This is a genomic window from Clostridium sp. CTA-1 (assembly GCF_054768215.1).
In genome coordinates, this window is sequence record NZ_BAAAAP010000007.1 from 118,138 (window position 1) to 137,364 (window position 19,227).

Genomic DNA, 19,227 nt, shown 5'->3' on the forward strand with positions numbered 1-19,227 from the left:
AGGGAATTTTTACTCCCTCTAAAGCTTAGAAATCGTTATCCAGGGGCGTAGTCGCTCTTTGCTCCCACTTTAAAGAAGATGGGAGTATTAGAGCGAATAGTCATCGGATAAATTATTTTCTTTATTTAAAGAAGGGAAGTGCCTTTAAAGTGAAAGAAATATTTATAGAAAGGCAAAGGGAAAATGTAAGGATAGTTTTAAGAGAAAATAATCACATAAAAGAATTATTTATAGAAGAAGATAATAAATCTCCTCAAGTTGGAGAGATATATGTAGGTATGGTTAAAAATATAATTCCTGCTATAAAGAGTGCTTTTGTAGATATAGGTTGGAACAAAAATGCCTATCTTTATTTAGATAAAAAATTTAATAATACCCATATAAAAAAAGGGGACTATATTTTAGTAGAAGTAGTTAAAGAGGACTTAAATAAAAAAGGCCCTAAAGTAACTAATGCTATAACTATACCCGGCAGATATACAGTCCTTCAAATTTTAAATAATGAAATTACATTTTCTCATAAAATAAAAGATGAAAAAATAAAAAGAGAAATACAGAATAATATAGTAAAGCCTAAAGAGGTAGGAATTTTAATAAGAACGGAAGCCATAAATGCAAGTATAGAAAATATAAATGATGAAATAAGAAGGTTATCTGATGTATACAGTTCATTAATAGAAAAATCTAAATATAAAATGAATACAGGACTTCTATTTCAAAACGGAGGAATAGTAGGCAAAATACTAAGAGATAAATTAACTGATAATATATCAAAGATCTATTTAAATTCTAGAGAAGATTATGTTTATGTAAGTGAGTTTTTAAAGGAATACGGAGAAAACAATATAAAGCTAAATATTTATGAGGGAGAAAGAAATCTTTTAGATTATTATGCTATAGAAAAAGAAATACTTTCCCTTAGAAATAAAAAAGTTTATTTAGATTGTGGAGGCTATATTATAATAGATAAAACTGAAGCAATGTATGTGGTGGACGTTAACTCTGGTAAAAATGTAAAGGGCAATTCCATGGAGAAAACTATTTTTACTACTAATATGGAAGCTGCGGATGAAATTTGTAATCAAATTATACTTAGAAATTTAAATGGGATTATTGTAATAGATTTTATAGATATGAATAATGAAAATCTTAAAGAAAAAGTCTTAGATAAACTAAAACAAGGACTAAAAAGAGATAAAAATAAATCTGTTGTTTATCCCTTTACCGAATTAAATTTGGTTCAAATAGCTAGAAAAAGACAAGGTAAAACCATATATGATTATATAGAGCAGCCTTGTAAATGTTGTAGTGGAAAAGGTTCTATAGTTAGTTTTAGTTATATGAAGCTATTAATTAGAAATGAAATAATAAATATTTTAAATATGAGAGAGATAAAGGATATATATATAGAACTAAATAAAAGATATAAAGATTATATAGATAAAAATAGAATACAATTCATATCAGAAGTTGAAGCTTTAGAAAAAAATATTTATATAAATTATATAGATGCTGAAAATCAGTATAAGGTAGAACCATTAATATTTAAAAATCAAATAAAAGATGTGGAAGACCTTAAGATTTATTAATAAAATTTCTTTACAAAGCAGGGTTACTGTGGTAAAATGGCTTTTGTAGACCGCTCAGAAAAGGTATTAAACATGGTTTTCATGTACCTTAATTGGCGAGACTGGAATGAGGAGGTGTTTTTAATGTACGCAGTTGTAGTTACTGGAGGAAAGCAATATAAAGTTGCTGAAGGAGATGTACTATATGTTGAAAAATTAACAGCTGATGTTGATTCAACAGTAGAATTAGACAATGTTCTTTTAGTAGGAAAAGACAACGGAGAAACTGTCGTTGGAAAACCAATGGTAGAAGGTGCTAAAGTTACAGCTAAAGTATTAGCACAAGGAAAAGCTAAAAAAGTTGTTGTATTCAAATACAAACCAAAGAAAGACTACAGAAAGAAACAAGGTCACAGACAACCATATACAAAAATCCAAATAGAAAAAATTAACGCATAATTATGGTTAATGTAGTATTAAAAAAAGAAAATAATGATATAGTATTAGTTAAAATGAGTGGTCATGCAGAGTCTACAGACCAAGGGTATGACATGGTATGTTCTGCTATATCTGCTATATCAATTACAATAGCTAATGGTATAACAGAAGTATTAAAAATTAATCCTTTGATAAAAGAGGAAGATGGCTTTTTAAGTATAGATTTAAGATCCTGTATTAAAGAAGACATACATAAATGCCAAGTGCTTATGAATACTATGTTGTTAGGATTAAAAAGTATAGAATTTAATTATGGTGAATATATAAAACTTACAATGGAGGAGGTGTAGTAATGTTAGTAATGAACCTTCAACTATTTGCTCATAAAAAAGGGGTAGGTAGTTCAAAGAACGGAAGAGATAGTGAAGCTAAAAGATTAGGAGTAAAATGCTCTGACGGACAATTCGTTTTAGCTGGAAACATATTAGTTAGACAAAGAGGAACAAAAATCCATCCAGGTCTAAACGTTGGAAGAGGTGGAGATGATACATTATTTGCTAAAATCGACGGTGTAGTAAAATACGAAAGACTTGGAAGAGATAAGAAAAAAGCTAGTGTATATCCAGTAGAAGTTGAAGAAGTAGTAGCTGAATAATTAAAAGCACCCTTATAAAGGGTGCTTTTTTAGGATTCAATTAAATAATTTTTTATTTAGGAAAAGGTTCACTATTATAATACATACTTTACCTCTTATAGTTAAAAAATAAAATAATTAAAAAAATAATTATATAAATCATTAAAAATATATAAATATTTTATAAAATAATATTTATATGCATAAAATAAGATATAATAATAATTGATTTTAAATTAAGAAAACAACATTTATGTTAATATAAATATAAAATTTTCTGATAAATAATATGATAAAAATTATAGAATTAACACAATTGACTATATCTTTAAATTAGTATAGCTAAATTTTATAAAAAATATTATATATTAATTATCGAAATAAAGAGGAGTGAAAAACTTTGTTTATAGATACAGCCAAAATTTTTGTAAAATCAGGAAAGGGAGGAGATGGATCCATCTCTTTTAGAAGGGAAAAATATATAGCTTTTGGAGGACCAGACGGTGGAGATGGTGGTAAAGGCGGCAATGTAGTACTAGTAGTAGACCCTAATATGACAACTCTTTTAGATTTTACTTATAAAAGAAAATACAAAGCAGAACCAGGTGGAAATGGGGCTGGGTCAAAATGTTTTGGTAAAAATGGAAAAGATCTTTATATAAAAGTTCCTATGGGAACTATAGTGAGAGATGCAGAAACAGACAAAATAATGGCAGATTTATCAAAGCCAGAGGATTCTTATGTGGTTGCTAAAGGTGGAAGAGGTGGTAAAGGTAATTGTAGATTTACAACACCTACAAGACAGGCACCAGATTTTGCAGAACCAGGTATGCCAGAGGAAGAAAGATGGATTAGGCTTGAATTAAAGCTCTTAGCAGATGTAGGTCTTATAGGATTTCCTAATGTAGGAAAATCTACTTTGTTGTCAGTAGTATCTAAAGCTAGACCTAAAATAGCTAACTATCATTTTACTACATTAAAACCTAATTTAGGTGTGGTAAGTATTGAAGGTGTGACTAATTTTGTAATTGCAGATATACCAGGAATAATTGAAGGTGCTTCAGAAGGAGTAGGGTTAGGATTAGATTTTTTAAGACATGTAGAAAGAACAAGAGTATTAATTCATGTAATAGACATATCTTCTGTAGAGGGAAGAGATCCTTATGATGATTTTTTAAAGATAAATGAAGAACTAAAAAGATATAGTGTAAAGCTTTATGATAGACCTCAAATAATAGCTGCTAATAAATCTGATATGTTATTTGATGAAGAAAAGTTTGAAGAATTTAAAACAAAAATAGAAAAACTTGGTTATAATAAGGTGCTTAAGATATCAGCAGCTACAAAACAAGGGGTAGATGACCTTATGAAGGAAGCTGCAAGACTTTTAAGTACTATACCTGTTACAGAGCTAGAAATATCAGCAGAAGATAGATTTGTGGAAGAAGAAAAGAGATTTACATACTCTATAAGAAAAGAAGACAACACTTATATTGTAGAAGGAAGTTTTGTAGATAGACTTTTAAATGCAGTTAATGTAAATGATCCAGATGATTTAAGATATTTCCATAAAGTACTTAAAAATAAAGGCGTAATGGAAGAATTAATGAAAATGGGCATTGAAGATGGTGATGTTGTACGATTAAATGACTTTGAATTTGACTTTTTATTATAATATATGGCTTTAGGAGGAATACAATAATGATAACAACAAAACAGAGAAGCTATTTAAGATCTTTAGCTAATAAAATGGATGCTATATTTCAAGTAGGTAAAGATGGATTAAATGATAATTTATTAAAACAAATAGATGATGCATTAGAAGCTAGAGAATTAATAAAGATATCTGTTCTAAAAAACAGTTTTTATACAGCAAAAGAAGCCTCAAGTGAAATATGTGAGGAATTAAATTGTGAAGGGATACAATGTATAGGGAGTAAAGTGGTCTTATATAGAAAATCAAAAAAGAAACCTAAAATAGAATTACCACAATAAGTTAATTAGTTCTAAAACTAATTTTAGCTACCTATACTCTATATACAAAAAAATACTCAATAATCATTGAATATTTATCATTGAGTATTAGGTAGTTAATAATTATAAGTAGTTCATAATAATGGGGGCGTTTCTATGATTAATAAAGCTATACTTGGAGGCACCTTTGATCCTATTCATAATGCGCACATAAATGTAGCCTATGAAGCTCTTGAAAGATTTAATTTACAAGAGGTTATATTTATGCCAGCAGGAAATCCGCCACACAAGATAAACTTAAAAAAGACACCAGCCTATATAAGATATGAAATGGTTAAGATTGCAATAGAAAAAGAAAGAAGATTTAGTATAAGTGATTTTGAAATAAAAGCAGAAGGTCTAAGCTATACATACAAAACTTTAAAACATTTTAAAGAAAAGGAACCGGAAACAAACTGGTATTTTATAACTGGTGAAGATTGTTTATCCTATTTAGAACATTGGAAACATATAAATGAAATACTTAATATGTGTAACTTTGTTATATTTAGCAGAGAAGGATTTAAAAAAAGGGAAGAAATAATAAAAAAGAAAAAATCCATATTGGCGAAATATGGGAAAAAAATATTATTTATGGATGCTTCTATATTAGATATATCTTCTACAAAAATAAGAAATCGTATAAAAGAAAGAAAAGAAGTAAGTTTTTATATACCAGATGAGGTTTATAAATTTATTCTTAAAAATAATTTATATAAATAATAGGTTTAATATTAAATTATAATTATATTTATGCATAAATTTAATTTATGTGTTAATTATTTTCTTTGGGGAGGGGTAAAATATGTGGACTGAGGAACAAATCCATGCATATTTAAAAGAAAATTTAAAAGAAGATAGATATAATCATGTAATAAGTGTAAAAGAAACAGCTATAAAATTAGCAGAAAAATATAACATTGATGTATATAAGGCTAAAATAGCAGCTTTATGTCATGATTGTGCTAAAAATATGAGTGATAATGAATTATTAAATATGATAAAAGAACATAATATAAATTTAGATTGGATTTCATTAAAAAATTTACAAATAACTCATGGATTAGTGGCAACAATAATAATGAGAGAAAAAATGGGTATAGAGGATATAGATATATTAAATGCAGTAGAATATCATACTACAGGAAGAAATAATATGAGCATGTTAGAAAAAATTATTTATTTAGCAGACATAATAGAACCATTAAGGGAATTTAATGGAGTTGAAAAATTAAGAAAATTAGCATTAATAGATATAGACAAAGCTATGATAGAGTCTTTAAATTCAACAATACAATATGTGGTTGGCAAAGGAGAACTGTTACATATCAATACAGTGATAGCTAGAAATTGCTTAGTAAATGATAAATTGTAGGTGAAATGTTATGGGGAATGATATTAAAAAGAAAAAAAAGACTAGTAAAAGAAAAAAAAGTAGAAGTTTAAAAATTATCATTATACTCTTTTCTTTTATTATACTATTAGGAATATTAGGTTATTTTTACCTTTTGGGATTTACTAATAATTCAAAATTAGGAGAGGGTAAAATAAATACTAAGAAAGCAGAAGCAGGAGAACCTGTAAATATACTTGTAATGGGTGTGGATATTGGAGATCCTGGTTCTAAAGAAGCATCAGACCCTAAAAGAACAGATACTATGCTTGTAGTTAATTATAATCCTAAAACTAAAAATATAAATATGGTTTCCGTGCCAAGGGATACTCGTGTAACTATGAATGGCAAAAAAATAAAAATAAATTCAGCTCATGCTATAAATGGAGTAAACGGTTCTATAGCAGCTGTAGAAAACCTTTTAGGCATAGAAATAAATAACTATGCTAAGATAGATTATGAAGGATTTAGAAAGGTTATAGATGCTATAGGCGGAGTAGAGATGGATATAACAAGAAATATGAATTATGATGATCCATCTCAAAATTTACACATACATTTTCAAAAGGGTACTACAGTGCATTTAGATGGAAAAAAGGCAGAAGAATTTTTTAGATGGAGAAAAAATAATAATGGCACAGGTTTTGCAGATGGAGATTTAGGTAGAATAGAAAATCAACATAAATTTATATCAAAGGTAGTGGAAAAAGTCAAAAGCCCAAGTATAATACCTAAAATTCCAAATATATTAAGCACTATACCAGATTATGTGGAAACAGACATGTCTCCAGAAGAAATAATTAAATACGGGTATGCTGTAACTAAAGGGGATAAATCTAGCATTAACATGATTACTCTTCAAGGTGAAGCTAAATATATAGGTAATGTTTCGTATTTTATATATGATAGAGAAAAAAATAGAGATATAGTATATACTTTAAAAGCAGGAGGAACATCACAAAAGGATAACAATACGGAGATAGATAAAAGTGAAATTAAAATTAAAGTATTAAATGGTACAAAAGTTAATGGTTTGGCTGCTGATTGCGAAAGAAAGTTAAAAGAAATGGGATATAGTAATATTGTTACAGGTAATGGAGAAAGAAGAGATTTCACAAAAGTTCGTCTAAAAAAAGATAGTTCTATATCTACAGGAGAAATAGAGAATTATTTAAATATTCCAAATATAGAGAAAAATATCCAATCAGATGAAAACTTTGATATAATAATATTATTAGGAAAAGATTTTGCTAATAATAGGAATTAAGAGGAGGATTATTTTATGGAAAAAGTAGTTATAAGTACAAAAAAAGCTCCAGCAGCATTAGGCGCATATTCACAGGCTATAAAAATAGGAGATTTATTATTTACTTCAGGACAAATTCCACTAGATCCAGCAACAGGAGAATTAATTTCTGATGATATTACAAAAGCAACAGAAAGATCTATGGAAAACTTAAAAGCTGTTTTAGAAGAAGCAGGAACTTCTTTTGAGAAGGTTGTAAAGACAGTTATCTTCTTAAAAGATATGAATGATTTTGCAGCAGTAAATGAAGTGTATGCAAAATATTTTAAAGAAAATCCACCTGCAAGATCTTGTGTGCAAGTTGGTAAATTACCAAAAGATGCTTTAGTAGAAATAGAATTAGTGGCTATGATATAGCATACATAAAATGAAGGGAGTTTTTCCCTTCATTTTTTTTATAGAGATTGATAAAATCTTTAATTAGCGAGTATGGCTACAGTGTTTCATAATTCGCTAATAAAAAGTTTACTTAAAAGAAAAATAGATGTTATAAATTATTAGTAAGAAAGATTTGCATTTATAGCAATGTATGATTTTCTTTTACTTTGATGTTATAATACTATAGTAAAATATTATTATAGGACTTAAAAGGAGAAAAATTAATGAATAATAAATTAATTTTTGTAGTTAAAGAAATAAATCACAATATTGATATAAAAGATTATTTAAAAGAAATAGAAAATTTATCAGGAAGATTTGTTAGGAAAGCTGTTAGGGATGGAAGAATTTTTGTGAATGGGGAAAAAGTAATAAAGAAGCACAAATTGTCACAGGATGATTTAATAGAAATTTATATGCAAGAAGATGAGCATCAAAATATAGAGCCAGAAGATATAAATATAGAAATAGTGTATGAAGATAGTGACATTATAGTTATAAACAAAAAACCTGGTATAGTAGTACATCCTACTAAAAGTCACCCTACAGGAACTTTATCTAATGGAATATTATATCATTTTAAGAAAAAGGGAGAAAAATCTATAGTAAGATTAGTTAATAGATTAGATAGAGATACATCTGGGTTAGTAATATTAGCTAAAAATCAGTTTTCACATATGAGATTAGCTTCAGACATGAGTAAAGATAGTTTTAGGAAAATATATATAGCAGTAGTGCATGGAAGTATGAAAGAAAAAGAGGGAAGGATTAATTTACCTATATATAAAGAAGAAAATGAATCTATTAAAAGAATAGTAGATGAGAGAGGACAAGAAAGTATAACTACATATGAGGTTTTAGAAGAATTATCTAAAGGTAGTGTAGTTAAGTTAGAATTAGAAACGGGAAGGACTCATCAAATTAGAGTACATATGTCTCATTTAGGGCATCATCTTTATGGGGATTCCTTATATGGAATGGGAGAAGAAGAGAAAGAATACATAGAAAGGCAAGCCCTACACGCTTATAAATTAGAATTTCCACATCCTAGAACAGGAAATATTTTAAAATTACAATGTAGTTTACCAGAGGATATAAAAAAATTAATAGAAAGGATAAAATAAAAAAGCTATGTGAGAATAGCTTCTGCAAAAATTTTGAACAGTTACGATAAAAACATAAAAAATAAAAGCTATGAAATTAAGATGTTATTAAATCTATATTTCATAGCTTTTGTATTAAAAGTAGTATTTATTATTGTTTTTTTTGGACTTTGAATTTTTTTTTGTGATTTTAAATATCAAAAATATTATACAAAGGGATGCTAAGCATATTAAAATTATGTTTTTGGTATTTAAATGTTTAGTAATAACATTATTCTTGAATAAGTTAACCGATTCATGATCTACACCACTTTTTAAAGTTAAACTCCCTACACTATTAGAACCTCGACTTAAATTAGCACTTAAAACTACATCGCCTTTTTTAAATTTAAGATTTTTTAAATTCGTATTTTCTAATCTTAAATCAGGAGTTGTATTATCATCTTTGGGTTTTAAATAATAAAAGTCTTCTGAGGCATATAACGGAACTTTTAAGTTGTCATTTGTATAAGTAGTTACATAAGAGTCTTTAGAGTATAAAAGATTTAATGTAAAATTATTAAATCCGTAGTTAAATAGTTTTACTGCATCATCAAAAAAATTTTTTTCTTTATCATGAACAAGAGCTACTATAAGTCTATGATTATTTTTGTTAACACTAGCTACATAAGAATGATCTGATTGAACAGTATATCCTGTTTTCCCGCCTTCACAACCTTTATAATAAAAATTTGAATGTTTTTGTATTAGTCTATTTTCATTCCACAAAGGTCTCTTTTCTTTTGATTTGTTTGTAGGTGGAATATTGTAAGAAAGAGTTGTGGCTATTTTACTATATTCAGGTTGTTTAACTAGCTCATTCATAATAATAGCTAAATCTCTAGCAGAAGTTCTATGCTTATCATTATATAATCCACTAGGATTTACAAAATTAGTACTCGTACAGCCTAATTCTTTAGCTCGTTTATTCATATCTTTTGAGAAATTATCCAAAGATCCACTGAGATATTCAGCTAATGCTTCAGCACAATCGTTAGCTGAAGCTAGTAAAAGCCCATATAATAGATCTCTTACTTTAATTTTTTCGCCTTCCAATATGTATATTTTGCTTCCGTCTGCCAAAGGGGGCTTACGACCTATAGTGACGATGTCATCTAAGTTACCTCTTTCTAAAGTTAAAAGAGCAGTCATTATTTTTGTAGTGGAAGCTGGAGGATATGGTTTATCTGGATTTTTCGAATAAATTATTTTACCGGTTTTTGAATCCATTAATACAACACCATCAGCAGCTATTTTTAAGTTTTGTTTAGAATCCTTTGCTAGAGCTACATTGGGAAAAAATAAGGATAATAATAAAATGGAACATAATATTTTATAAAAAATGGGCTTCATTATATTAAGTAAACCTCCTGTTTCTACATAATAATAATTTTTATTATATCAAAAAAACCGTTAATATGCGAATTAAAATTATAAATATGTCAATAATTAGAATAATTAAAGGATTATATCCTATTTAGACACATTATAATATTTGACAAAGTGTAATATAAATAATCATATTATGGAGTAATAAGCATATGAAAGATAAGAAGAAGATAATAGGATCTATAGTAATAGTTTTCATTTTAGCAGTCAATTTCGTAAGTAATTTTAACAAAGGGAAGTTTCTAAAACTTTTATTACTTGTTTCATAGTTGTAAAATTTATATTTTACAGTAATAGGATATGTATTATCAAAACCAGAAAAAGCTAATATAAATGAAGAAGAAATATTTATATGAAATGTTAAAAGTACAGAAAAAGAAAATTTAAACATATATAATATTTTACAAAGTGTAATATAAATAATCATATTATGGAGTGATAAGCATATGAAAGATAAAAAGAAGATAATAGGATCTATAATAATAGTTTTTATTTTGGCAGTCTTTACAGTAATAGGATATGTACTGTCAAAACCAGAAAAAACTAATATAAATGAAGAAGAAATATTTGTAGAAAATGTTAAAAGTACAGAAAAGGAAAATTCAAAATCAGAAAAAGAGATAACTGTTTATGTAAATGGGGAAGTTAAGAATCCAGGTGTATATAAGCTCAATGAGAACAGCAGAGTAGAAGAACTTATAAAAATTTCAGGTGGATATACTAATAATGCAGATAAAGGTAAATTAAATTTAGCAAAAAAGCTTAAAGATGAGGATTATATTTATATAGAAAAAAAAGGAGAAAATAATGGAGGGGCAAATAATAGCACAGCACCAACTAATTCTGGAATTAGTGCAGAGGGAAAAGTAGATTTGAATACTGCATCTAAGGAAGAACTAAAAACCATATCAGGCATAGGAGATGTAACTGCGCAAAAGATACTAGATTATAGAGAAAAACAGGGAACTTTTAAAAATTTTGAAGATTTAAAAGCTATAGGAAGAATAGGAGATAAGACTATAGAAAAAATAAAAGAAAAAGCTGAAATAAGGTAGTATTCGTTATATTTCTTTTAAATTTTTACAAAATAATATATAATGAGTATTGAATAATTTATTATTTTTTAATGTAGTTGGGTTTTTAAAAAGAGAGGTGCTTAAAATGTCAAATAATATAAATATTAAAGAAGGGGAAGCTTGTTCTATAGAAAAAAAAGAGATAAGGCTTACAGAGCTTTCCAGAACATCAGGATGAGCGGCTAAGATAGCACCGGGAGTGCTCTCAAAAATACTTTCAAAATTGCCTAAAATGGAAAGTGAAAATTTAATAGTAGGAATAGAAACTGCAGATGATGCAGCCGTATATAAAATAAATGATGATACAGCTATAATACAAACATTAGATTTTTTTACACCTATAGTAGATGATCCATACATGTTTGGCCAAATAGCTGCAGCTAACTCTTTAAGTGATGTTTATGCTATGGGAGGTAAACCAGTAGTAGCGCTAAATATAGTTTGTTTTCCCTCCTGTTTACCTATAGAAGTTTTAGGGGAAATATTAAAAGGTGGAGCGGATAAAGTTATGGAAGCAGGAGCTGTAGTAATAGGAGGACATACTGTTGATGATAATGAGCCTAAATATGGTTTGTCAGTAACAGGTACTGTACATCCAGATAAAGTTTTAAAAAATTATGGATGTAGAGAAGGGGAAGTTTTAATTACTACAAAGCCTTTGGGAATAGGTATTATAAATACTGCAATAAAAGGAGATATAGCATCTAAAGAAGCAAGAGATGAAGCAGTGAAATCTATGAGCACTTTAAATAAATATGCAGGAGAAATAATAGCTAAATATAATGTAAGTGCTTGTACGGATATTACTGGTTTTGGTTTTCTAGGGCATGCGTATGAGATGGCTAGTGCATCAAATGTTACTTTAAAATTTAACCATGAGAAGATAGCATATATAAAGGAAGCAGAGGAATATGCTGAATTTGGATTAGTTCCAGCAGGAGCTTACGCTAATAGAGATCATATTGAAGGAAATTTTGAGTTTAAAGATGTTCCTGTATTTATGCAGGATATATTATTTGATCCTCAAACTTCGGGTGGACTATTGATTTCCTGTTCAAAAGAAGAGTCAGAAAAAATTATGGAAGAATTAAATAAATTAGAGTTAAAATCTTCTATTGTAGGAGAAGTTATAAAGAAACAAGATAAATATATTATAGTTGAATAAAATATTATACTATTTATAATGATAAGTACTGAATATATAATACGATTAAGAAATGGAGAATGGGGCATGGATAAAAAACAATTATTACGTAATCTACCCAAAATAGATGAACTTTTAAAAGAAGAGATTGTTAATAAGTATTTGCAAAGCAATTCTAGAGCCTTAGTAGTAGATAGTATTAGGCAATCCATAGATTACTATAGAAATGAAATTTTAAAAAGTGCCATAGAAAATTTTACTAAGGAAAATGTTATAAATTATTTCGAGGATATTTTAGAAGAGAATAAAAGTACTAAATTTAAAAAAGTTATTAATGCTACAGGTGTGGTAATACATACTAATTTAGGAAGATCCTTATTAGCTAAAGAGGCTATAGAAAATGTGGTAAAAGTGTCAGAAAACTATAGTAATTTAGAATACGATTTAAAAGAAGGAAAACGAGGGTCAAGATATAGTCATGTAGAAGAACTTATTAAGAAAGTTACAGGTGCTGAAGCTGCAATGGTAGTTAATAATAATGCAGCAGCAGTTATGTTAGCTTTAAATACTCTTTGTGAGGAAAAGGAAGCTATAGTATCAAGAGGTCAATTAGTAGAGATAGGAGGTTCCTTTAGGGTACCAGACGTAATGACGTTTAGTAGAGCTCATTTAGTTGAAGTGGGTACTACAAATAGAACTCATTTATATGATTATGAAAATAATATAAATGAAAATACAGGGGTTTTACTTAAAGTCCATACTTCAAATTTCAAGATAATGGGCTTTACAGAAGAGGTATCTTCAGAAGAAATGGTACAATTAGGTGAAAAATATAAGTTACCTGTAATGGAGGACATAGGTAGTGGTACCTTAGTTGATTTTTCTAAATATGGTTTTACTTATGAACCGACTGTTCAAAGCAGCCTTGAAAAAGGAGTAGATGTGGTAACCTTTAGTGGAGATAAAATGTTAGGAGGACCACAAGCAGGCATAATAGTAGGTAAAAAGAAATACATAGATAAAATGAAAAAGAATCAATTAACTAGAGCCTTAAGAATAGATAAAATGACTTTGGCAGCCTTAGAAGGAACCTTAAAATACTATATAGACGAAAAGGAAGCTATAGAAAATATTCCAACATTAAACATGATTTTAAGCTCTAAAGAAATCCATAAAAAGAGAGCTCAAAGATTAAAAAGAAGACTTCAAAATAATGTTAAAGATTTTAATTTTAAAGTATCAGAAGAGCTTTCTATGGTAGGTGGAGGTTCAATGCCAGGGGAAAAAATACCTACCTATGTAGTAAAAGTAAATAGCGATAAAATAACAGCAGAAAAGATAGAAGAAAAATTAAGATTAAGCAAAAATCCTATAATAGTTAGAGTAAGCAAAGATGAAGTAATATTAGACGTAAGAACTTTATTTGAGAGAGATTTTAATATAATAGTAGAAGAATTTAAAAAATTATTAAAATAATTGAAAATGGTGATGTTTATGAAGAACGTAATAATAGGAACAGCTGGGCATATAGATCATGGTAAAACCACTTTAATAAAAGCGTTAACAGGAAGAGAAACAGATACTCTTAGAGAAGAAAAAGATAGAGGTATATCTATTAATTTAGGTTTTACATTTTTTGATTTACCATCAGGGAAAAGGGCAGGAATTGTAGATGTACCTGGACATGAAAAATTTGTTAAGAACATGCTAGCCGGAGTAAGTGGTATAGATGTAGTTCTTATGGTTATTGCTGCAGATGAAGGTATTATGCCTCAAACTAAGGAGCACTTAGAAATATTGCAATTACTTAATGTTAATAAAGGTATAATTGTTCTTACAAAAACAGACATGGTGGATCCAGAGTGGTTAGACATGGTCAAAGAAGATTTAAGAGAAGAACTAAAGGATACTTTTTTAGAAAATGCAGATATATATCCAGTATCTTCAAAGACTAAAGAAGGAATAGGTGAATTAATAAAAGCTATAGATAACATGACAGAACATATAGAAACAAAGGATGTACAGGGGCACTTTAGATTACCTGTAGATAGGGTTTTTTCTATAACAGGCTTTGGAACTGTAGTAACAGGTACAGTAATTAGTGGTTCTATAAAAGAAGGACAAACTGTTCAGATTTACCCTTCAAAGGTTGTTACAAAGGTTAGAGGAATTCAAGTCCATGATGAACCAACTAAAATAGCAGAGGCAGGACAGAGATGTGCAATAAATTTATCTAATATAAAAAAGACCGAGGTAGATAGAGGAGATATAATATCTATAGAAAAGCTAATGGAACCATCCATGATGATAGATTGCAAGCTATATTATTTAAAAAGTGCATCAAAGCCACTAGAAAATAGACAAAGAGTTAGATTATATAATGGAACTAGTGAAATAATATGCAGAGTTGTTATATTAGACAAAGAGTGCTTAAATCCAGGGGAAGAAGGATATGTTCAATTAAGATTAGAAAAGCCTATAACTTGCCAGAGAAATGATAGATATGTTATAAGATCTTATTCTCCAATGGTAACTATAGCAGGAGGTTCCATAATAGATCCATTACCTAAGAAGGCAAAACGATTTAATGAAAAATATATAGAAGAATTAAAACTAAAAGAAAGTGGAGATACTTCTAATATAATAGAAAAAATTATAGAAAAATTAAGCTCTAAATTCCCAAATGAGGATGAAATATTAAAAGCATTAGGGAAAAATGAAGAAAACATATCAGATGAAATAGAAGAACTAATAAAGTTACAAAAGGTAGTATTTTTTAGTAATGGAGATAAAAGGGTATATACCCATATAAATTATATAGATAAAAAAGTAAAAGAAATGACATCTATATTAAAAGAGTTTCACGAAAAAAATCCTCTTAAATGGGGAGTATCTAAGGAAGAGCTAAGAATAAGGGTTTTAGGTAAGGATATAAAACAAAAGACATATGATAAACTTTTAGAACTTTTAGAGAATAAAGAACTAATAAAAATTCATGGGAAATATATTTCTGAGCACAATTTTAATGTGGAGTTTAACAAAGAACAAAAGTCTATTTATGATAGAATAATAGCTAAATATAAAAAAGGAAAATACAGTCCACCTAAATATGAAGAACTTATTTCCCGGGAACAAAATGCAATAGAATTTAAAAGAGTTTATGAAGCTATACTAGAAGAGGGAACTTTATTTAAAGTAAATGAAGACTGTATACTTTTAACATCAGATTATAATGAAGCCAAGGAAAAGGTGAAGAAATATATAGAGGATAATGGAAAAATAACAGTAGCCCAGTTTAGAGATACGATGGATACTAGTAGAAAGTATTCTTTAGCTATATTAGAACATTTTGACGGAATAAAATTTACAAAGAGAAATGGGGACGAAAGAGTCTTATATTAAGGAAGTTGTGACTTAAAAGTAAGTTTATCTACAGCCTATTAAAAAGGGATATGTGTCTAGAAAGATAACTCAATTCGCTAAGAGATTCTAATTTGTTTTTTCATAAAATATATTGGTAAAAACTGAAACTCGCTGAACGCTCAAACAATCAGTTTTTACCTAATATATTTTAAAAAAACAACTAAGAATCTCTAAGCTTTTTCGAATGTCTTTTACGCCACATATCCCTCTTTTTAATAGGCTGAAGATAGCATAACTTTTTAAAGATAATTTCCTATGGAACGGGATGTACCAAAGGAAGATTTTACTCCACTCTGTTATGTAAAATCCACAATTATATTCTTATTTTTAAGATTTTTATATCTTTATAAGTATATTAAAAATTTTTAGTTGTTTATATTCTTTTCATTAAGGATCTCAAAAAATTTTCGTTAGAAAATTGATGCATAGCATGTCAAAGGACTATATTTTTTATAATATTTATATAAATTAAATTTACACTCAAATCTATTTGCGTTAGCAAACAAATTTAATATGATAAAGGCAATAATCTCGTTAAGTTTTATTTTATATAAACTTAATGAGGTCGTTATATAAATATATTATTTTTAATTGGAATTCTTTAATGAAGAATATTTTTTAATCTTACACTATATGAAAAATCATCATAAATGCTTAACTAAAAGACTTCTGGCTACGCCGATTATTTTTGAGCAAGCAATGAAACTCTTGCTTAATTCTTCTCATCAGTAAGCAGCCATATCAAAATCAGAGATTTTGGATGCCTGATTAAAATTAAATACTAATTATTATAGAAAGTCTACGACTGTGTTATCGATTTTTCTGAAGTTATTTATATATTAAATTTAAAATGGATTTTATAATCTTTAAATTTAATAACTAACTTAGCATAAATATTATATTAAAGATTTTGTGTAGAAGAGTGGAACAAAATCATCCTTTTGTAGAGTTTTCTTTCAGTAGAAAATTATTATAACGGCCTTTAAAGGTATTAAAACAAAAGATACTTTTAGAGAAAATAGATATCTAGAGAAATAATCAGAATACTTTATTTGGCAACTAATATTTGAGTGTAAAGTAAATAGGACGTTTACTTAGCTCTAGCTCTACAGGACGTGGCATTAGAGCGTTAGCTTAAATATTAGGGCACAAACACAAATATTAGTATTATTTATTTTTATAGCTATCTATTGACTAAAAGTATTTCTTGTTTTAATTTTCAACCTCTAAAGGCTGTTAAGCCGTAGTTTACTTATATTTAGAAAGAAGAGCATTTTTATTTATATTTGATATTAGTAAAAAAACAACAAAAATATTGTATAATAAGTAGAAGTATGTGGAATTTTAATTATATATGTTGACTTTAACGAAAAGTTTATATATAATAGTATTCGGTCTTAAAAATATGGGAGTAGATAGGTGCTGGTGTGCCTGCCGGTCTTCAAAACCGAGTTGTCGTGCTAAGACCACGATGGGTGGGTTCGATTCCCACATATTCCCGCCAAAAAATGCTTTGAAGTAAGTATATCTTATTTCAAAGCATTTTTATTTTAAAAGAAATCAATATAGATCAATTTAGTGAGTATATAAAATTTAAATAATAGATTTCTTTATCTTAAAAGAGAACCTTAATAAATAAGGTTCTTTTTGCTATAAATATTTGCAGCAATTCATATGATTTGTTACTAAAATATGAATTGGGTATAAGCTAATAATACCAATAGTTATACAGTGTTTGGATTATTTTGTATTCATAAATATGGTCAAAATGAAATTTGTATAAACTTTATATTAAATATTTGCTTGAAATATAAAAAAAAAATTATAAATGCTATAATAACCAAGGGCAATTCATATTAAAAAGTTATATATTCTAGTACAAGGAGGAATAATATGGTATTTAGTTCTCAAATATTTATTTTTATATTTTTACCATTAACTTTAATTATTTACTATACATTAGGAAATATTCTTTCAAATAATATTTTAAAAAATTGTATTTCCCTCTTTGCAAGTCTAATATTTTATTCATGGGGAGGGATGAAATATTTACCAGTTCTTTGTAGTTCTATTTTTATAAATTATATTTTTGGATTAATTATAGACAAGCTTAAAGATAAAAAAAGATTTAAAAAATTTTTTTTGTTAATAGGTATAATTTTAAATTTAGTTTTACTTTTTTACTATAAATATTATGATTTTGCAATAGGAAATATTAATAGAATTTCCAATGCCACATTCCCATATAAGGAAATTGCATTACCTATAGGCATTTCGTTTTTTACATTTCAAGGTATGTCATACATAATTGATATATATAGAAAAGATGCAAGGGTTAATAAAAATATTTTTTCTGTTGCATTATATATATCATTTTTCCCTCAATTAATAGCGGGTCCTATAGTTAAATATAAGGATATAGATAATCAAATAAGAAAAAGAAAAGAAACTATGGAATATTTTAGTTATGGTATTGAAAGATTTGTTATAGGATTATCAAAAAAAGTAATTATTGCTGACACTGTAGCTGGGATAGCTGACACAATATTTTCACTTTCAAATGTAGGAATTGATCAGCCTACTGCATGGTTGGGAGCTATTTGCTATACTTTTCAAATATACTTTGATTTTTCAGGGTATTCAGATATGGCTATTGGGTTAGGGTATTTGTTTGGTTTTAAATTTATGGAAAACTTCAATTATCCATATATATCAAAATCTATAACCGAATTTTGGAGAAGATGGCATATATCTTTATCTACTTGGTTTAAAGAATATCTTTACATACCATTGGGAGGAAACAGAAAGGGTAATACATATTTAAATTTGTTTATTGTTTTTTTAGTTACAGGATTGTGGCATGGAGCTTCATGGAATTTTATTGCATGGGGAATATGGAATGGTGTATTTATAATTATTGAAAAAATTATAAATAAAAAAAGATGGTATATAAAAATCCCCTGTTTTATAAAAACAACAATTACTATGCTTATTGTTATATTAGGATGGGTGTTATTTAGAGCTAATGGCCTGATGGACGCAATAAATTATTTATCAATAATGTTCGGAATAAATAGAGCTACAACAGTTACATTCCAATTTAGTTACTTTGTTAATAAAAAAATAGTATTTTGGATGCTTATGTCAATTGTAGGATGCACTCCTGTAATCGGTAATACATTGAAATCACATCAAAACAAAAAAATATTTCAAATAGGAAAAACAATATTTATTGGAATTTTATTAATTATTACAATAATATTTATAGTTAATTCCACATATAGTCCATTTATTTACTTTCAATTTTAAAGGAGGTGTTAGTA

The 19,227-nt window shown here is 27.7% G+C and carries 17 protein-coding genes, 1 tRNA gene and 1 pseudogene; 18 read left to right on the top strand and 1 reads right to left on the bottom strand.

Annotation, left to right across the window (positions count from 1 at the left end; all coding sequences use genetic code 11):
- Positions 1 to 149 precede the first annotated feature (149 nt).
- The 11 genes from ACYUEW_RS07665 (at position 150) to ACYUEW_RS07715 (ending at position 8,854) form a co-directional block, all read left to right on the top strand.
- Complete coding sequence (locus ACYUEW_RS07665) at positions 150 to 1,589, top strand: Rne/Rng family ribonuclease (protein WP_003483911.1); 1,440 nt, start codon at positions 150 to 152, stop codon at positions 1,587 to 1,589.
- A gap of 123 nt (positions 1,590 to 1,712) precedes the next feature.
- The gene (gene rplU / locus ACYUEW_RS07670; protein WP_003496805.1) at positions 1,713 to 2,027 is read left to right on the top strand and encodes a 50S ribosomal protein L21; all 315 of its coding nucleotides are present in this window, start codon (positions 1,713 to 1,715) and stop codon (positions 2,025 to 2,027) included.
- 2 nt (positions 2,028 to 2,029) lie between these two features.
- Positions 2,030 to 2,356: a ribosomal-processing cysteine protease Prp gene (locus ACYUEW_RS07675; protein ID WP_003483915.1), complete on the top strand. Its 327-nt coding sequence runs from the start codon at positions 2,030 to 2,032 to the stop codon at positions 2,354 to 2,356.
- Positions 2,357 to 2,358: 2 nt separating this feature from the next.
- A complete protein-coding gene (rpmA, locus tag ACYUEW_RS07680) occupies positions 2,359 to 2,661 on the top strand; it encodes a 50S ribosomal protein L27 (protein ID WP_003357774.1) in 303 nt (100 codons plus the stop codon).
- Between the two features lie 379 nt (positions 2,662 to 3,040).
- Positions 3,041 to 4,315, top strand: a complete 1,275-nt coding sequence (gene obgE / locus ACYUEW_RS07685) for a GTPase ObgE (protein ID WP_003483917.1) — start codon at positions 3,041 to 3,043, stop codon at positions 4,313 to 4,315.
- A gap of 26 nt (positions 4,316 to 4,341) precedes the next feature.
- Positions 4,342 to 4,635 carry a ribosome assembly RNA-binding protein YhbY gene (yhbY, locus tag ACYUEW_RS07690; protein WP_003483919.1) on the top strand — a complete coding sequence of 98 codons (294 nt, stop codon included), beginning with the start codon at positions 4,342 to 4,344 and terminating at the stop codon, positions 4,633 to 4,635.
- A gap of 135 nt (positions 4,636 to 4,770) precedes the next feature.
- Positions 4,771 to 5,376 carry a nicotinate-nucleotide adenylyltransferase gene (gene nadD, locus ACYUEW_RS07695; RefSeq protein WP_003483921.1) on the top strand — a complete coding sequence of 202 codons (606 nt, stop codon included), beginning with the start codon at positions 4,771 to 4,773 and terminating at the stop codon, positions 5,374 to 5,376.
- 82 nt (positions 5,377 to 5,458) lie between these two features.
- Complete coding sequence (gene yqeK / locus ACYUEW_RS07700) at positions 5,459 to 6,028, top strand: bis(5'-nucleosyl)-tetraphosphatase (symmetrical) YqeK (RefSeq protein WP_003483930.1); 570 nt, start codon at positions 5,459 to 5,461, stop codon at positions 6,026 to 6,028.
- A 10-nt stretch (positions 6,029 to 6,038) separates the two neighbouring features.
- Positions 6,039 to 7,313: an LCP family protein gene (locus ACYUEW_RS07705; RefSeq protein ID WP_003483932.1), complete on the top strand. Its 1,275-nt coding sequence runs from the start codon at positions 6,039 to 6,041 to the stop codon at positions 7,311 to 7,313.
- 15 nt (positions 7,314 to 7,328) lie between these two features.
- Complete coding sequence (locus tag ACYUEW_RS07710) at positions 7,329 to 7,709, top strand: RidA family protein (protein ID WP_003483933.1); 381 nt, start codon at positions 7,329 to 7,331, stop codon at positions 7,707 to 7,709.
- 245 nt (positions 7,710 to 7,954) lie between these two features.
- Entirely contained in the window at positions 7,955 to 8,854 is a 900-nt protein-coding gene (locus tag ACYUEW_RS07715) for an RluA family pseudouridine synthase (RefSeq protein ID WP_460276538.1), read from the top strand.
- A 114-nt stretch (positions 8,855 to 8,968) separates the two neighbouring features.
- Here ACYUEW_RS07715 and ACYUEW_RS07720 read toward each other — a convergent pair whose 3' ends face one another.
- The gene (locus ACYUEW_RS07720) at positions 8,969 to 10,225 is read right to left on the bottom strand and encodes a D-alanyl-D-alanine carboxypeptidase family protein (RefSeq protein WP_003483937.1); all 1,257 of its coding nucleotides are present in this window, start codon (positions 10,223 to 10,225) and stop codon (positions 8,969 to 8,971) included.
- Positions 10,226 to 10,413: 188 nt separating this feature from the next.
- Here ACYUEW_RS07720 and ACYUEW_RS07725 point away from each other — a divergent pair.
- The 7 genes and pseudogenes from ACYUEW_RS07725 to ACYUEW_RS07755 all read left to right on the top strand — a co-directional run.
- Positions 10,414 to 10,614: pseudogene (locus ACYUEW_RS07725) on the top strand (hypothetical protein); the annotation flags it as partial.
- A gap of 93 nt (positions 10,615 to 10,707) precedes the next feature.
- Entirely contained in the window at positions 10,708 to 11,316 is a 609-nt protein-coding gene (locus ACYUEW_RS07730; protein ID WP_043032243.1) for a helix-hairpin-helix domain-containing protein, read from the top strand.
- Between the two features lie 106 nt (positions 11,317 to 11,422).
- On the top strand, positions 11,423 to 12,502 hold the full coding sequence (gene selD, locus ACYUEW_RS07735) for a selenide, water dikinase SelD (protein WP_093481300.1): 1,080 nt from the start codon (positions 11,423 to 11,425) through the stop codon (positions 12,500 to 12,502).
- A gap of 66 nt (positions 12,503 to 12,568) precedes the next feature.
- The gene (gene selA / locus ACYUEW_RS07740) at positions 12,569 to 13,957 is read left to right on the top strand and encodes an L-seryl-tRNA(Sec) selenium transferase (protein WP_043032242.1); all 1,389 of its coding nucleotides are present in this window, start codon (positions 12,569 to 12,571) and stop codon (positions 13,955 to 13,957) included.
- A gap of 18 nt (positions 13,958 to 13,975) precedes the next feature.
- On the top strand, positions 13,976 to 15,883 hold the full coding sequence (selB, locus tag ACYUEW_RS07745) for a selenocysteine-specific translation elongation factor (RefSeq protein ID WP_042384390.1): 1,908 nt from the start codon (positions 13,976 to 13,978) through the stop codon (positions 15,881 to 15,883).
- 1,428 nt (positions 15,884 to 17,311) lie between these two features.
- Positions 17,312 to 17,408 (top strand) — tRNA-Sec (locus ACYUEW_RS07750).
- Between the two features lie 536 nt (positions 17,409 to 17,944).
- A complete protein-coding gene (locus tag ACYUEW_RS07755; RefSeq protein WP_242867258.1) occupies positions 17,945 to 19,213 on the top strand; it encodes an MBOAT family O-acyltransferase in 1,269 nt (422 codons plus the stop codon).
- Positions 19,214 to 19,227 lie beyond the last annotated feature (14 nt).

Excerpts from the sequence above, each read along its gene's own strand:
- yhbY (WP_003483919.1), top strand. The coding sequence starts at position 4,342 with ATGATAACAACAAAACAGAGAAGCTATTTAAGATCTTTAGCTAATAAA.
- rpmA (WP_003357774.1), top strand. The coding sequence starts at position 2,359 with ATGTTAGTAATGAACCTTCAACTATTTGCTCATAAAAAAGGGGTAGGT.
- ACYUEW_RS07675 (WP_003483915.1), top strand. The coding sequence starts at position 2,030 with ATGGTTAATGTAGTATTAAAAAAAGAAAATAATGATATAGTATTAGTT.
- ACYUEW_RS07755 (WP_242867258.1), top strand. The coding sequence starts at position 17,945 with ATGAAATATTTACCAGTTCTTTGTAGTTCTATTTTTATAAATTATATT.
- selA (WP_043032242.1), top strand. The coding sequence starts at position 12,569 with ATGGATAAAAAACAATTATTACGTAATCTACCCAAAATAGATGAACTT.
- ACYUEW_RS07705 (WP_003483932.1), top strand. The coding sequence starts at position 6,039 with ATGGGGAATGATATTAAAAAGAAAAAAAAGACTAGTAAAAGAAAAAAA.
- nadD (WP_003483921.1), top strand. The coding sequence starts at position 4,771 with ATGATTAATAAAGCTATACTTGGAGGCACCTTTGATCCTATTCATAAT.
- ACYUEW_RS07720 (WP_003483937.1), bottom strand. The coding sequence starts at position 10,225 with ATGAAGCCCATTTTTTATAAAATATTATGTTCCATTTTATTATTATCC.
- ACYUEW_RS07710 (WP_003483933.1), top strand. The coding sequence starts at position 7,329 with ATGGAAAAAGTAGTTATAAGTACAAAAAAAGCTCCAGCAGCATTAGGC.
- selB (WP_042384390.1), top strand. The coding sequence starts at position 13,976 with ATGAAGAACGTAATAATAGGAACAGCTGGGCATATAGATCATGGTAAA.
- yqeK (WP_003483930.1), top strand. The coding sequence starts at position 5,459 with ATGTGGACTGAGGAACAAATCCATGCATATTTAAAAGAAAATTTAAAA.
- rplU (WP_003496805.1), top strand. The coding sequence starts at position 1,713 with ATGTACGCAGTTGTAGTTACTGGAGGAAAGCAATATAAAGTTGCTGAA.
- ACYUEW_RS07730 (WP_043032243.1), top strand. The coding sequence starts at position 10,708 with ATGAAAGATAAAAAGAAGATAATAGGATCTATAATAATAGTTTTTATT.
- ACYUEW_RS07715 (WP_460276538.1), top strand. The coding sequence starts at position 7,955 with ATGAATAATAAATTAATTTTTGTAGTTAAAGAAATAAATCACAATATT.